The 14,378-nt window shown below is 64.4% G+C and carries 12 protein-coding genes; 6 read left to right on the forward strand and 6 right to left on the reverse strand.

The genetic code is table 11. The features are described 5' to 3' along the window. Positions 1-71: 71 nt before the first annotated feature. The 6 genes from NKH54_RS05375 to NKH54_RS05400 form a co-directional block, all read right to left on the reverse strand. Positions 72-2,126, reverse strand: coding sequence for an ABC transporter ATP-binding protein/permease (locus NKH54_RS05375; protein WP_353027826.1), 2,055 nt, complete (start codon positions 2,124-2,126; stop codon positions 72-74). 71 nt (positions 2,127-2,197) lie between these two features. Continuing rightward, the gene (locus NKH54_RS05380) at positions 2,198-3,310 is read right to left on the reverse strand and encodes an NAD(P)/FAD-dependent oxidoreductase (RefSeq protein ID WP_353027827.1); all 1,113 of its coding nucleotides are present in this window, start codon (positions 3,308-3,310) and stop codon (positions 2,198-2,200) included. Between the two features lie 9 nt (positions 3,311-3,319). Further along, the gene (nagA, locus tag NKH54_RS05385) at positions 3,320-4,495 is read right to left on the reverse strand and encodes an N-acetylglucosamine-6-phosphate deacetylase (protein ID WP_353027828.1); all 1,176 of its coding nucleotides are present in this window, start codon (positions 4,493-4,495) and stop codon (positions 3,320-3,322) included. Then, positions 4,492-5,523, reverse strand: coding sequence for an SIS domain-containing protein (locus NKH54_RS05390; RefSeq protein ID WP_353027829.1), 1,032 nt, complete (start codon positions 5,521-5,523; stop codon positions 4,492-4,494). Before NKH54_RS05390 ends, nagA begins: the two co-directional genes overlap by 4 nt. Continuing rightward, a complete protein-coding gene (locus NKH54_RS05395) occupies positions 5,520-6,302 on the reverse strand; it encodes a GntR family transcriptional regulator (RefSeq protein WP_023732576.1) in 783 nt (260 codons plus the stop codon). Before NKH54_RS05395 ends, NKH54_RS05390 begins: the two co-directional genes overlap by 4 nt. Next, the gene (locus tag NKH54_RS05400; protein ID WP_023668846.1) at positions 6,299-7,177 is read right to left on the reverse strand and encodes a glucosamine kinase nucleotide-binding domain-containing protein; all 879 of its coding nucleotides are present in this window, start codon (positions 7,175-7,177) and stop codon (positions 6,299-6,301) included. Before NKH54_RS05400 ends, NKH54_RS05395 begins: the two co-directional genes overlap by 4 nt. A gap of 199 nt (positions 7,178-7,376) precedes the next feature. Here NKH54_RS05400 and NKH54_RS05405 point away from each other — a divergent pair, with 199 nt between their 5' ends. From NKH54_RS05405 to NKH54_RS05430, 6 genes are all read left to right on the forward strand, one after another. Beyond that, positions 7,377-8,333, forward strand: a complete 957-nt coding sequence (locus NKH54_RS05405) for an N-acetylmuramic acid 6-phosphate etherase (protein WP_023694233.1) — start codon at positions 7,377-7,379, stop codon at positions 8,331-8,333. Position 8,334: 1 nt separating this feature from the next. Continuing rightward, positions 8,335-9,594, forward strand: a complete 1,260-nt coding sequence (locus NKH54_RS05410) for an ABC transporter substrate-binding protein (protein ID WP_023668844.1) — start codon at positions 8,335-8,337, stop codon at positions 9,592-9,594. A gap of 245 nt (positions 9,595-9,839) precedes the next feature. Next, positions 9,840-10,769, forward strand: a complete 930-nt coding sequence (locus tag NKH54_RS05415; protein WP_023668843.1) for a carbohydrate ABC transporter permease — start codon at positions 9,840-9,842, stop codon at positions 10,767-10,769. Positions 10,770-10,997: 228 nt separating this feature from the next. Beyond that, positions 10,998-11,837, forward strand: a complete 840-nt coding sequence (locus NKH54_RS05420; RefSeq protein ID WP_353027830.1) for a carbohydrate ABC transporter permease — start codon at positions 10,998-11,000, stop codon at positions 11,835-11,837. 250 nt (positions 11,838-12,087) lie between these two features. Further along, positions 12,088-13,149, forward strand: a complete 1,062-nt coding sequence (locus NKH54_RS05425; protein ID WP_353027831.1) for a Gfo/Idh/MocA family protein — start codon at positions 12,088-12,090, stop codon at positions 13,147-13,149. A 220-nt stretch (positions 13,150-13,369) separates the two neighbouring features. After that, entirely contained in the window at positions 13,370-14,368 is a 999-nt protein-coding gene (locus NKH54_RS05430) for an ABC transporter ATP-binding protein (RefSeq protein ID WP_353027832.1), read from the forward strand. The last annotated feature ends 10 nt before the right edge of the window (positions 14,369-14,378 follow it).

Consider the following 14,378-nt stretch of genomic DNA (forward strand, 5'->3'; position numbering starts at 1 on the left):
CCATAGCCGGCTAATGTCTTTGCCCAAGCGCTTCGCCTGGACATCTGTTCGCGGTTCGGCAGTGGCGCCTTTTACCTGCGCGGCTTTTTCACCCGAGTGCTGGAACCCCACAAAGCGCGGTTCAGCAGGCTGCGTTTGCGCTTGCGCGGGATGAGGTCGACGTCGCTGACGAGCTTGGCGCCGCCCTCCCGCCGCTCCAGGGTGATCTTGCGGCTGTGGAAGGCTTCGAGCTCCGCACGATGCGCCACGCTGATGATGGTGACGTCAGGCAGTTCGCGGATCACCGTCAACATCATCGTGTCCTGGCTCTTCTCGTCGAGCGCCGAAGTCGCTTCATCCAGCACCACGATATCGGGGCGATGCAGCAGCAGGCGCGCGAAGGCGAGGCGTTGCTTTTCGCCGCCCGACAGCGTCTGGTCCCATGGCGCCTCTTCCTTGATCCTGCCGGTGAGATAGCCAAGCCCCACCTTGTCGAGGGCAGCCTTGATTTGCTTGATGGTCCACTTGTCCGCCGCCGCGGGATAGGCGACCGCGCGGCGAAGCGTTCCGGAAGGGATGTAGGGGCGTTGCGGCAGCATGAACAGGCGCCTGTCGGTGTGGAAATTGACGCTGCCGCCGCCCCATGGCCACAGGCCCGCGACGGCCCGCACCAGCGTCGACTTGCCTGAACCGGATTCGCCTGAAACCAGCACCCGCTCGCCCGGCTCGATCACGACCTCGGTTTCCTTGACCACGGAGGTGCCGTCGTCGAGTGTCACGGAAAGATTGTCGAGGCTGAGGATGGCGCCGTCTTCCGCTTCGCCCCGGTTGATGCGTCCGAGCGCATCGCTCTGCTCGGCGCGCTCGAGCCCGTCGAGCGACATCATCAGCGAGGCAATGCGCCGCGCGGAGGCGTTCCAGTCGGCGAGGCGCGGATAGTTGTCGACCAGCCAGCCGAACGCGCCTTGCACGATGCCAAAGGCAGACGCCGCCTGCATCACCTCGCCAAGCGTCATCGAGCCTTCGAGGAATTTTGGCGCGCACAAAAGGATCGGCACGACCGGCGCAAACAGGCTCGATCCCTGCGACACCGCCGCCGTGCGCATGTGCTGTCCGGTCAGCAGAGCCCATTGCCTCAGCACGTGGCCGAAATTTCTGTCGATGCCGCTGCGCTCCTCGTCCTCGCCTCCCAGCAAGGCGATGCTCTCGCCGTTTTCGCGCACGCGCGTCAGCGTGTAACGCAGTTCGGCCTCCGCCTGGTTCTTCCGCTCGGAGAGCTGGACGAAATCGCGGCCGATGACCACCATCGAGGTCGAGGTGATGGCGGCATAGATGATCGCGGTGATGACCAGAAAGCCGGGAATGGTGATGCTCTCGCCGCCGATCGGCAGGGTGAGCGCGCCGCCGATGGTCCACAGCACGACGATAAAGGTAGAGGCCGACAGGAATGCGTTGAGGACGCCGGCAGTGAAATCGACCGGCGACTCGGTGGCGATGCGCAGATCCTCGGTCATGCGTGCCTCGGGGTTCTGGTGATCGCCGCCCACGAGGTTCAGCTGGTAGTAGCGGCCGTTTGCCAGCCAGCGCGCGACGACCCCGGTGGTCAGCCAGGAACGCCAGCGGCGCTGGATCGTCATGCGCAGATAGACCTGCGCGACGACAAGGCTGCCGCTGCAGATCACCAGCGGCACGAATACGGCGCTGAGGAGATAGACCGTGCTGGCGTTGCGCTGCTCGAGGGCATCGAACATCGAGCGGTTCCAGACGTTGATGCCATACTGGAAACCGATGTTGATGCAGATCAGCAGCAGCACTCCGATCGTCAAAGGCCAGGCGAGCTTGTCGCCATGCCTCCCCCAATAGCCGCGCCCGCTGATCCAGAAACGCCGCAGCAGATATTTTTTGCGCGCCTGCTCGGCCTGCTCGGGCGTCAGCTTGGGATCGGGTTCGACGGCATCCGGCGGCGGCGCAGCCTCGCCAACGGGCTCGGACGCGGCTTCGGCGGCCGATGCTTTTTTCTCGCGCGGCGTGTCCTCGCGCGGTCCATCTCCGCGCGTTTGCCGTGACGGCTTTTCCCGACGCGACTTCGGGGCATCGCGCGCTTCGATGCCGTCGGCCGGTTCCGATTTGGGTTTTGCCTCGGACATATGCCCCGACAACGACCTCCATATCAAAAGGTTTCATGGTATGCGCCTGCCCGACGTTTCAGGAACGCCCGTCATTGCGGATATAAAAGCCCAACGACATGTTCTGCGATGGCGAGGCTGGCGGTAAGGCCAGGGCTCTCGATGCCGAACAGATTGACGATCTGACCGCCCCCGTGGTCAGCCGGTCCCTGGATGACGAAGTCGGCGGGCGGCTGGCCCGGACCGGACAGTTTCGGCCTGACGCCGGCATAGGCCGGTTGCAGGGCGCCGTCCGCCAGGCCGGACCAGTAGCGCCTGATTTCGTCGTAGAAGGCAGCGCCTCGTGCGGGATCGACGGTATAGTCGACGCGATCGATCCATTCGACATCCGGGCCAAAGCGCGCGCTCCCCGACATGTCGAGGGTCAGATGCACGCCGAGGCCGCCATGGACCGGCACCGGATAGATCAGCCGCGAAAAGGGCGAGCGGCCGGAAAGCGCGAAATAATTGCCGCGCGCCAGCCACAGCGGCGGAACACGGTCTTGCGGGAGGCCTTCGATGCGGCCGGCGAGCGCCTGCGCGTCGAGGCCGGCGGCGTTGATGAAGGCGCCGGTCTTCAAGGTGAAACCCTCGCCATCGGCGTCGCGCGTGTCGATCCGGATGCCGTCGGCTTCGATGCTCGCGCCTGAGACAACGGTGAGCAAGGCGAAAGATGCGCCGGCCGCTTCCGCGTCTCCACGCAATGACAGCATCAGCGCCTGGCTGTCGACGATGCCGGTTGACGGCGACAGCAGCGCGCCGGCGCAGCTCAGCGCCGGTTCCAGGCTTTCGGCCTCTGCGCGCGTCAAAAGCTTGAGGTCACCGACTCCGCATTGCGCCGCGTTGATCTGGATCGCCTGCAGTTTGTCCAACTGGTCGGGTTCGACGGCAACGATCAGTTTGCCGGTGCGATGATGGGCGACGTCGTGCTCGCGGCAATAGGCATAGAGACGCTCGCGGCCGTTGACGCAGAGACGGGCCTTCAGGCTGCCCGGCGTATAATGAAGCCCGGCATGGATGACTTCCGAATTGCGCGAACTGGTGCCCGTGCCGATGGCTGCGGCCTTCTCGACCACCAGCACCTCGCGGCCCGACAGCGCCAGCGCGCGGGCAATGGCGAGGCCGACAACACCGGCTCCGGCGACAACGCAGTCGACATCATGCATGGGTGGACTTTAGCGCGGACTGTCCGCGCCTGCAAAAACCTTGTCGCCGCCGATCCAGACGCCGTTGACGTCGAGGGCGTCCGACAGAGCGACGATATCGGCAGCCGTGCCATTGGCGAAGCGGCCGAGCCGGTGGGCCTGGCCGACCGCCTGCGCCGGATAGAGCGAGGCCATGCGCAACGCTTCCGACAGGTCCAGCCCGACGATCCTGTGCATGTAGCGGACGGCCGAGATCATATCGAGATCGGCGCCGGCCAGCGTGCCGTCGGCCAGCCGCAGACTGCCATCCTTGCGATAGATGATGCGGCCGTTAAGGGTGAACGACGTCATGTCGGTGCCGATCGTCGCCATGGCGTCGGTGACCAGCACGATCCTGCCCGGCCCCTGCTTGGCGCGCAGCGCGATTGCCATGTTGGCGGGATCGACATGGATGCCGTCGGCAATGATCCCGGCCGACAGACTGCCTATGTCGATGGCCGCACCCGCCAGCCCCGGCTCACGGTTGCCGATCTGGCTCATGGCGTTGAACAGATGTGTGACCACGCTGGCGCCCGCGTCGGCAAAGGCTCTGGCCGTGGCATAGCCGGTATCGGAATGGCCGAGGCTGACGACGATGCCGGCCTTGGCCAAAGCCGCAACACGGGCGGGCTCGACGGATTCGGGCGCGATCGTCGTCAGCAGCACCGGCAGGTTTTTGCGTGCCGCGACCAGCGCCGCTTCATCCGCATCCGTCATCGGCCGGATCAGAGCCGGGTCATGCGCCCCCTTGCGGGCGACCGAGAGATGCGGTCCCTCGAGATGCAGGCCGAGAAACCCCGGCAGTTTTTGCCGTGCCGCCTCGGTGCCGGCGGCAATGGCCGCGCCGGTGATGTCAGGCGTATCTGTGATTAGCGTCGGCAGCAGTGCGGTCGTGCCGAACGGCGCATGCGCCCGGCAGATTGTTGCCAGCGAGGCGACATCGGGATGGTCGTTGAGCATGACGCCGCCGCCGCCATTGACCTGCAGGTCGACAAAACCCGGCACCAGCATGCCGCCCCCGGCGTCGATGCGGGCAACGCCCGACGGAATGGCGCCGACGGGATGAATGCCTTCGACCACATCGCCGTGCACGACAAGGGCGGCGTTATCATGCCAGTCGTCGCCATCGAAAATTCGGGCGCCAGTCAGGGCAAAACGGCCGCTCATACGGTTTCCGTCACCTTGCGCAGATTGCGCGGTACGTCCGGATCGAGGCCGCGATGGCGGGCGAAGGCTTCGACGAAGCCGTAGAAGGAGACGATCAGCATCAGCGGGTCGGTCAAGGGATGACCGGTGGCGACATGCGGCAGCCGCGCCGCGCTCTTGGCTTTGTCCGAGGTTACAAAAACTGCTGCACCCTTGCCGGCAAGGTTGTCGGCAGCCTCTGCCACGGACGGCTCGGAGGCATCGCGGGCGGCGAGCGCCAGCACCGGGAAGCCTGGCCCGACCAGCGCCAGCGGGCCGTGCATGACTTCGGCTGCACTGTAGGCCTCGGCATGCATGCCGCAGGTCTCCTTGAATTTCAGCGCCGCCTCGTCGGCCATCGCTGCCGACGGGCCACGGCCGAGGATGAACAGCGATTGCGGCGTCTCCAATGCGCCGGCCAGCGCCATCCAGTCGCAGGCGATCGCCTTGCTGAAATGCTCGGGCAGGCGGGCAAGGGCGGCCAGCAGTCTGTCGTCGCCGGTGCAATGCGCCATCAGCGCCAGGCCGGCGACCGCCGAATTGACGAATGTCTTGGTCGCCGCGACGCTGCGCTCGGGGCCGGCCAGAATGTCGATGGCAAAATCCGAAGCCCGCGCCAGCGGCGAATCGGCGGTGTTGGTGATGGCGACGGTGAGCGCACCGCCGGCCCGTGCCGTCTCGGCCATGGTGACGATGTCAGGGCTCTTGCCGGATTGCGAGATGGCGAGGCAAGCGGAACCGGCGAGCTTGAGCTTGGCGCCGTAGATCGAGGCGATCGACGGACCGACCGATGCCACGGCCAGGCCGGCGGTCAGTTCGACGGCATATTTCATGAAGGTGGCGGCATGGTCGGACGAACCGCGCGCGACGGTAACGACGAAGCTCGGATCGCGCTCGCGAATGCCGCGTCCGGCCTCGGTCAGCACCGCCGCCGAGCCATCGAGCAGACGCGCGACGGCTTGCGGAATTTCGTCGATCTCGCGCCGCATATGGGTGGTCTTGGGGATCATGGTCGGCCCTCTTCGCTCGGCCCTGTCAGGCGCAGTTCGGCGACGAAATCATAGGCGTCGCCGCGGTAGATGGAGCGGGTGAACTCGATCACCTTGCCGCTCGCGAGATAGGAAATGCGTTCGATGTGCAGGCCGGCAATGCCGGATGGCACTTCGAGCAGACGCGCATCGGCGTCGCCGAGATTGGCGGCGGAAATGCGCTGCACCGCCCGCACCGGCCGGTTGCCGGTCAGTTGCAGCGCCGCATAGAGTGACGAGCCTATCCCGGCCGGATCCGGCAGCACGCTGGCCGACAACGAGGCGCGCTCGATGGCCAGCGGCGTGTCGTTTGCGATGCGCAGGCGCGCCACGCGCGCCACCAGCTCGTTCGACGACAGGCCGAGCACCATCATCTCGTCGGGCGAGGGCGCGTAGAGGCCGCGATCGAGCCAGGCTGAACGCACCGCCATGCCGCGCCTTGCCATGTCTTCGGTGAATGAAGTGAGCCTGGACAGCGACTGCTCGACGCGCTCCATGCGCGGCGCGACGAAGGTGCCGGAGCCGTGGCGCTGCACGAGGATGCCGCCCTTGACTAGGTCCTGCACCGCCTTGCGGACGGTGACGCGCGAAATGTCGGCCTTGGTGGCGATGTCGCGCTCGGAAGGCAGCGCATCGCCCGGCCCGATCAGGCCGCGATTGACGGCGTCCTCGATGCTTTTCCTGAGCTGCAGGTAGAGCGGGGCGCCGCTCTGCGACGACTGCCTCAGCGTGGCGAAGATCTGGTCGGCGGCATCGCTCATCGCGTCGCCTCCGCTTTGACGAAGATGCGGGCCGCCATCTGCACGGCGCCGCCCAGGGCATCGTCGAGCGGCGCTTTCAGCAGCGCCTGGTAGCGCTGGGAAAGGCGCGGCCCATAGAGCGGCGCCAGCCCGCCGAGCAGGCAGAGCGGGGCGTCATCAGAGAGGTCGAGCGCGTGGAGCGACGCCTCGACATCGGCAACCGACTTGTCCACGATCCAGTTGGCGACGCTGTCGCCCTTCTCGGCATGCTCGAAAACCTTGGGCGCGAAGCCGCCGAAATCGCCGGGCTTGGCATTGGTGGTGAACTCGACCACGTCTTCGGGATTGTTGCGGAAAATGGCCATCATGCTGTCGGTCAGGGCTGAGCGCGGCCGGACGCCGTCATGGGCGAGCAGCGTCTGCTCCAGCAGGTCGCGGCCGATCCGGGCGCCGCTGCCTTGATCACCGACCTGAAAGCCCCAGCCGCCGATGGCGCGCGACGTGCCGCCCTTGCGCGCCATATAGGCGGTGCCGGTGCCGAGGATGGCCATGGCGCCGTCACCAGAGCCGACTGCCCCTTCGAGCGCGATCTCGGCGTCCGTCTCGACGCGGCTGATGCTGAACGGCAGGATTGCTTCAAGCTGCTGGCGGTAGGTGCCGACATTGGCGCCGGCAAGGCCGAGAATGGCTGGTGTCTGCGGGATCAGGTCCGGATCTTGCCCGGCGGCGATGAAGGCCTGACGAGCAGCCTCGACGATGTGGGTGCGAGCGCCGGTGAGATCGGTGCGGATGTTGGCGGCGCCGCTTTTGGCACGGCCAATGACAACGCCATCGCCTGTCGCAAGGGCTGCCCTGCAGCTGGTGCCGCCGCCGTCGATACCGAGCACGAATTTCACGCGATGTCTCCTCCGGGCGGATAATACCAATAAAATACCAATAGCCAAGGGATTAATTTCCGTTTCAAAAAGATTAAGGCGTATCAGGTTGAAAAACCCGGGAATTTTGCCGGCTCAACGCTTTCCAGTTCGCAATTTCGTTAATGCGTGTGGACAAGTGGTATTTTTTTGGTATTGTTCTTCCATCGGAGGGACAGGGATGGCCGAACCGCGCACCGAAGCGCTTCACAGCAATGCCGAGGGACTGGACATCCAGGCCCCGGACGCCATCCTTTCTTCTTTGGTCAATGCGCAGATCGAGGCCGCCAAGGCTGTGCGCGACGCCATTCCCGCCATCGCCGCCGCAGCCGAAATCATCGCCGGGCGGCTGAACGGCGGCGGCAAGCTCGCCTATGCTGCGGCCGGCAGCTCCGGCCTGATGGCGCTGGCCGACGCGCTGGAGTTGCCCGGCACCTTCGGCATCAAGCGCGAACGCATCGCCATCCTCATCGCCGGTGGCGACGACGCTTTCAAGACCCTGGCCGGCGGACCGGAAGACGACACCGACGAAGCCTCGACGGCAATTGCCGGCGCCGGCATCGGCAAGGGCGACTGCCTGATCACGATTTCGGCCAGCGGCTCGACGCCCTATGCGGTGCAGGCGCTGAAGGATGCGCGCAGCCGGGGCGCGGCAACCATCGCCATTGCCAACAACAAGGACACGCCCCTGCTCAGGCTGGCCGACGTCGCCATCCTGCTCGAGACGCCACCGGAGGTGATTGCCGGCTCGACGCGCATGGGCGCCGGCACTGCCCAGAAGATCGCGCTCAACATGCTGTCGACGCTTACCGCCATTCATCTCGGCCATGTCCATGACGGCTACATGGTCAATCTCACCGCCGACAACATCAAGCTGCGCGACCGCGCGGCTCGCATCGTCGCCGCTATCAGCGGCCGCGACCGGCAAGACGCCGTGCGGCTGCTCGAAGCGAGCGGCGGCGTCGTCAAGACAGCCATTCTGCTCGCCGCCGGCGCTGCCAACGCCGTTGCGGCCGAGAAGATACTGGAAGGGACCGGCCAGAAGCTGCGGCCAGCCCTTTCCGCGATCGAGGGGAACAAGGGCGCGAAGGCCCCTGTTCTCAAAACCGAACCTGAAAAAGGTCAACAGGGAGACTAGCATGACAACGAAATTACTGACGGCACTGCTTCTCGGCACCAGCATTCTCGGCACCGCCGGGTTGGCTCACGCCGATGACGTAACGCTCAATATCGAAAGCTGGCGCGGCGACGACCTTGCCATCTGGAAGGACAAGCTGATCCCGGCTTTTGAGGCCAAGAACCCGGGCATCAAAGTGGTGTTCGCACCGTCGGCGCCGACCGAGTATGACGCCGCACTCGGCGCCAAGCTCGCCGCCGGCTCGGCTGGCGACCTGATCACCTGCCGCCCGTTCGACAAGTCGCTCGAACTGTTCAAGAAGGGCAACCTTGCCGACCTGTCGGCGCTGCCCGGCATGGAAAACTTTTCGCCCGTTGCCAAGGCCGCCTGGCAGACCGACGACGGCAAGGCGAGCTTCTGCGTGCCGATGGCCTCGGTCATTCACGGCTTCATCTACAACAAGGACGCCTTCGACAAGCTCGGCCTCAAGGTGCCGACGACGCGTGACGAGTTCTTCGCCGCGCTCGACAAGATCAAGGCCGACGGCACCTACATCCCGATGGCCATGGGCACCAAGGACCTCTGGGAAGCCGCGACCATGGGCTATCAGAACATCGGTCCGAACTACTGGAAGGGCGAAGAGGGCCGCGCAGCGTTGATCAAGGGCGACCAGAAGCTGACCGACAAGGACTGGGTTGCTCCCTATGAGGAACTGGCCAAGTGGAAGCCTTATCTCGGCGACGGCTTCGAGGCCCAGACCTATCCGGACAGCCAGAACCTGTTCACGCTTGGCCGCGCCGCCATCTACCCGGCGGGATCGTGGGAGATCGGCCTGTTCAACACCCAGGCGCAGTTCAAGATGGGCGCCTTCCCGCCGCCGGTCGAGAAGGCCGGCGACACCTGCTACATCTCCGACCATACCGATATCGGCATGGGCCTGAATGCGGCGTCGAAGAATGCCGACGCGGCCAAGACCTTCCTGTCCTGGGTCGCCTCGCCGGACTTCGCCACCATCTACGCCAACGCACTGCCGGGCTTCTTCAGCCTAAATTCCACCCCGGTGAAGATGGAAGACCCGCTGGCGCAGGAATTCGTCTCCTGGCGCGACAAGTGCAAGTCGACGATCCGCTCGACCTACCAGATCCTGTCGCGCGGCACGCCGAACCTCGAGAACGAAACCTGGGTTGAATCGGCCAACGTGATCAATGGCACCGACACGCCGGAAGCTGCCGCCAAGAAGCTGCAGGACGGCCTCGACAGCTGGTACAAGCCGGGCAAATAAGAGCTCAGACAACAGACAGGGCCCCAAGTGGACGGCCCTGCGTTTTTCGACAGCATCATCGACTGCGAACGACGGCGCCGCCCCTCATCCGCCTGCCGGCACCTTCTCCCCGTATAGTGACGGGAGAAGGATTAGCCGAAACGCAGGCGCCCCCTCTCCCCGTCCTTCCCGGGGAGAGGGTAAGGGTGAGGGGGCAGCGCTGCCGTCGAAGGCATTGCTAAACCTGATCGGCGGGGACCGCACTCATGGCCGCACAAACACGACCGAAACGACCGTTCCGCTGGCATATCGGCGTCTTTCTGGCGCCGGCGCTGCTGGTCTATACGGCGATCATGATCCTGCCGCTGGCCGGCACGCTGCAGCTGTCGCTGTTCCGCAATGTCGATCAGCATCAGGTGTTCGTCGGTTTCACTAATTTCCGTACGTTGTTCGGCGACCCCAACTGGTCGGTCGGCTTCTGGAACGCGCTGCGGAACAATACCTGGTTCTTCATCATCCACATGGTGGTGCAGAACCCGATCGGTGTCATGCTGGCGGCATTGCTGTCCAGCCCGAGGCTGAGATTCGCCGCCTTCTATCGCACCGCGATCTTCGTGCCGACCATCCTCTCCTTCGTCATCGTCGGTTTCGCCTGGAAACTGATCCTGTCGCCGTTGTGGGGCGTGGCGCCGCATCTGATGGATCTGGTCGGCCTGAAAAGCCTGTTCACGCCGTGGCTCGGCAAAGAACGATATGCCCTGACCGCGCTCAGCCTGATCTCGGTCTGGCAGTTCGTCGGCATTCCGATGATGCTGATCTATGCGGCGCTGCTGTCGATCCCCGAAGAGGTGATCGAGGCGGCCGAGTGTGACGGCATCACCGGCATGTCGCAGTTCTGGAAGATCAAGCTGCCGCTGATCCTGCCCTCGATCGGCATCATCTCGATCCTGACCTTCGTTGGCAATTTCAACGCCTTCGACCTGATCTACACCGCGCAAGGGGCGCTGGCCGGCCCGAACTATTCGACCGATATTCTGGGCACTTTCCTCTACCGCGCCTTCTTCGGCTTCCAGCTGCAGACCGGCGATCCCAATATGGGTGCGGCGATCGCCACGATGATGTTCCTGATCATCCTCGGCGGCGTCTGCGTCTACCTGTTCCTCGTCCAGACGCGCCTGCGTCGCTACCAGTTTTAGAGGGGCAGACATGTTACGGCTAAACACCCCCCTCTGGCCTGCCGGCCATCTCCCCCTCAAGGGGGGAGATTGAATGGCACCATTGGCTTCGCAAATCTCCAGCGTTGGAGAAGAGGCGCCGAGCCTCAAGCTGCCAATCTTCCCCCTTGAGGGGGAGATGTCCGGCAGGACAGAGGGGGGTGCCTTGGTGCCGACCTCAACAGTCATCGCTCGTCAGGAGACCTTCCAATGAGCACCGCCACCCGTTCGCTGCCCCGCACCATCGGCGCCCACGCGATCCTTCTGACCTATACGGCGATCGCGCTGTTTCCGGTGATCCTGGTCATCATGAATTCGTTCAAGTCACGCGCCGGCATCTTCAGCGAACCGCTGACGCCGCCGACGCCAAAAACCTTCGACCTGATCGGCTATACCACCGTGATCGGGCAGGGCGACTTCATCCACTATTTCCAGAACAGCCTTGTCGTCACCGTCGCCTCGCTGTTCTTCGTGCTTCTGCTCGGCGCGATGGCGGCGTTCGCGCTCTCGGAATACCGCTTCCGCGGCAACACGCTAATGGGGCTTTACCTCGCGCTCGGCATCATGATCCCGATCCGGCTCGGCACCGTCGCCATCCTGCAATTGATGGTGGCGAGCGGGCTGGTCAACACGCTGACGGCGCTGATCCTGGTCTACACCGCGCAGGGGCTGCCGCTGGCCGTCTTCATCCTGTCGGAATTCATGAAGCAGGTGTCCGACGATCTGAAGAATGCCGGCCGCATCGACGGCCTGTCGGAATACACCATCTTCTTCCGGCTGGTGCTGCCGCTGGTGCGGCCCTCGATGGCGACGGTCGCCGTCTTCACCATGATCCCGATCTGGAACGATCTGTGGTTCCCACTGATCCTGGCGCCGTCGGAAGAGACCAAGACGGTGACGCTCGGCGCGCAGCTTTTCCTCGGCCAGTTCGTCACCAACTGGAACGCCATCCTGGCGGCACTCTCGCTGGCGATCATGCCTGTGCTGACCCTCTACGTCATCTTCTCGCGGCAGCTGATCCGCGGCATCACATCCGGAGCCGTCAAGTGAGCGGAGCCCTACAAATCTCTGCTGGAGCCTTCACCCCACCCGGCGCTGCGCGCCGACCTCCCCATCAAGGGGAGGTAAAAGGTCGTGGCTTCATTCACGACCGCCAATGGGCGACTTTCGGAGAAGCTTCTTTGGCAGCGAGGGTGTTCGCAACAAAGTCCTACCTCCCCTCGATGGGGAGGTCGGCGCGAAGCGCCGGGTGGGGTGACACCCTCTCAGAAGGAACAACTGGAACATCTGGAGTAGTTAGGTGACCTCTAAATCGCCCCTTAGCGTCGTCGTCGCAGGCCTCGGCAATATGGGCCGCAGCCATGCGCTGGCCTATCATAACAATCCGGGCTTCGAGATCGCAGCACTCATCAACCGCTCCGACGTGCCATTGCCGGAAGGACTGTCGGGCTATGACATCCGTCGTTCCTTCGACGATGCATTGCGCGATGAAAAGCCCGACGTTGCCTGCATCGCCACCTATTCCGACAGCCATGCCGACTATGCGGTGAAGGCATTCGAGGCCGGCTGCCACGTCTTCGTCGAGAAGCCGCTCGCAACGACGGTGGCGGACGCCAAGCGCGTCGTCGCCGCGGCCAAGGCCAACGGCCGAAAATTGGTGATCGGCTACATCCTGCGCCACCACCCCTCCTGGGTCAGGCTGATCGCCGAGGCGCGCAAGCTCGGCGGCCCTTACGTGTTTCGCATGAACCTCAACCAGCAATCGTCAGGCCCGACCTGGCAGACGCATAAGCAACTGATGCAGACGACCTCGCCAATCGTCGATTGCGGCGTGCACTATCTTGACGTCATGCTGCAGATCACCGACGCCAAGCCGGTTGAGGTGCGCGGCATGGGGCTGCGGCTGACCGAGGAAATCGCGCCGACCATGTACAATTACGGCCATCTGCAGGTGCTGTTCGACGACGGTTCGGTCGGCTGGTACGAAGCTGCCTGGGGACCGATGATCTCGGAAACAGCCTTCTTCGTGAAGGACGTGATTTCGCCCAATGGCTGCGTGTCGATTGTCATGAAGGAAGGTGTGAAGTCCGACGACATCGACACCCACACCAAGACCTCGACCATCCGCCTGCATAGCGCGGCGACCGGGGCGGACGGCAAATTCGCCAGGCCGGACGAGATGCTGTCGATGGAAGGCGAACCCGGCCACCAGGATCTCTGCGACCTCGAACAGGCCTTCGTGCTGAAGGCGATCCGCGAGGACATCGACCTGACCCGCCACATGGACGACGCAGTGAAATCGCTCGCCGTCTGCCTTGCCGCCGACGAGAGCGTCCGCAGCGGAAAGGCGGTGCGCCTGTGACATTGTCTTCTAGGGTCGCGGCCGGCACTGCCCCCCTCTGGCCTGCCGGCCATCTCCCCCTCCAGGGGGGAGATCAGCTGTCGCGTCTGCTTTCGCCAATCACCGACTTTGCAGGAAGAATGCCTTGGTCGAAGCCGCCAATCTCCCCCCTTGAGGGGGAGATGGCCGGCAGGCCAGAGGGGGGTGCCTTGGCGCCCACTCATCAATTTGGAGGACTGCCGTGGGCTCGCTGGTAATCGAGAATGTGAAGAAGGCTTTCGGGCCGGTCGAGGTGCTGAAGGGCATCAACCTCGAAGTGACCGACGGCGAATTCGTCGTCTTCGTCGGCCCGTCGGGCTGCGGCAAGTCGACCTTGCTCAGGGTCATTGCCGGACTGGAGGATTCGACCTCGGGCCGGGTGGTGATCGACGGCGCCGATGTTTCGGCGACGCCGCCGGCAAAACGCGGCATCGCCATGGTGTTCCAGACCTACGCGCTCTACCCGCATCTGACGGTAAAGAACAATATGGGCCTTGGCCTCAAGCAGGCCGGTACACCGGCGGCCGAGATAGACCGCCGGATCGGCGTCGCCTCGTCGATGCTGTCGCTGGAGCCTTATCTCGAGCGGCGGCCGGCCGAACTCTCCGGCGGCCAGCGCCAGCGCGTCGCCATCGGCCGCGCCGTGGTGCGCGAGCCAAAACTGTTCCTCTTCGATGAGCCCTTGTCGAACCTCGACGCAGCGCTTCGCGTCAACACGCGGCTGGAGATCGCGCAGCTGCATCGCCGGCTGAAGGCGACGATGATCTACGTCACCCACGACCAGGTCGAGGCGATGACGCTGGCCGACAAGATCGTCGTGCTCAACGCCGGCCAGATCGAGCAGATCGGCGGCCCGATGGAGCTCTACAATTCGCCGGCAAACGAGTTCGTCGCCGGCTTTATCGGCTCGCCGAAGATGAATTTCATCGACGGCGCCAGATTGGGCGAGACGGCCAAGACGATCGGCGTGCGGCCGGAGCATCTGACCGTGGATCCAAGGTCCGGCGCGTGGAAGGGAACGGTGGTGCATGCCGAACATCTCGGCGCCGACACCAACCTCTATCTCGACTGCGAAAAGGCCGGGCTGATCACGGTCCGCATTTTCGGTGTCTACGACGCCGAGCCAGGTGCGACGCTGTATGCAACGCCGGAGCCGGGTAAGACATACCGGTTTGGGGCGGACGGGAAGACGATCAAGTAATCCTTCGCCG

Source organism: Mesorhizobium sp. M1004 (genome assembly GCF_040318795.1).
Lineage (GTDB): Bacteria > Pseudomonadota > Alphaproteobacteria > Rhizobiales > Rhizobiaceae > Mesorhizobium.

Coding starts and splice junctions, on each gene's coding strand:
- NKH54_RS05375 (WP_353027826.1), bottom strand. CDS start 2,126: ATGTCCGAGGCAAAACCCAAATCGGAACCGGCCGACGGCATCGAAGCG.
- NKH54_RS05380 (WP_353027827.1), bottom strand. CDS start 3,310: ATGCATGATGTCGACTGCGTTGTCGCCGGAGCCGGTGTTGTCGGCCTC.
- nagA (WP_353027828.1), bottom strand. CDS start 4,495: ATGAGCGGCCGTTTTGCCCTGACTGGCGCCCGAATTTTCGATGGCGAC.
- NKH54_RS05390 (WP_353027829.1), bottom strand. CDS start 5,523: ATGATCCCCAAGACCACCCATATGCGGCGCGAGATCGACGAAATTCCG.
- NKH54_RS05395 (WP_023732576.1), bottom strand. CDS start 6,302: ATGAGCGATGCCGCCGACCAGATCTTCGCCACGCTGAGGCAGTCGTCG.
- NKH54_RS05405 (WP_023694233.1), top strand. CDS start 7,377: ATGGCCGAACCGCGCACCGAAGCGCTTCACAGCAATGCCGAGGGACTG.
- NKH54_RS05410 (WP_023668844.1), top strand. CDS start 8,335: ATGACAACGAAATTACTGACGGCACTGCTTCTCGGCACCAGCATTCTC.
- NKH54_RS05415 (WP_023668843.1), top strand. CDS start 9,840: ATGGCCGCACAAACACGACCGAAACGACCGTTCCGCTGGCATATCGGC.
- NKH54_RS05420 (WP_353027830.1), top strand. CDS start 10,998: ATGAGCACCGCCACCCGTTCGCTGCCCCGCACCATCGGCGCCCACGCG.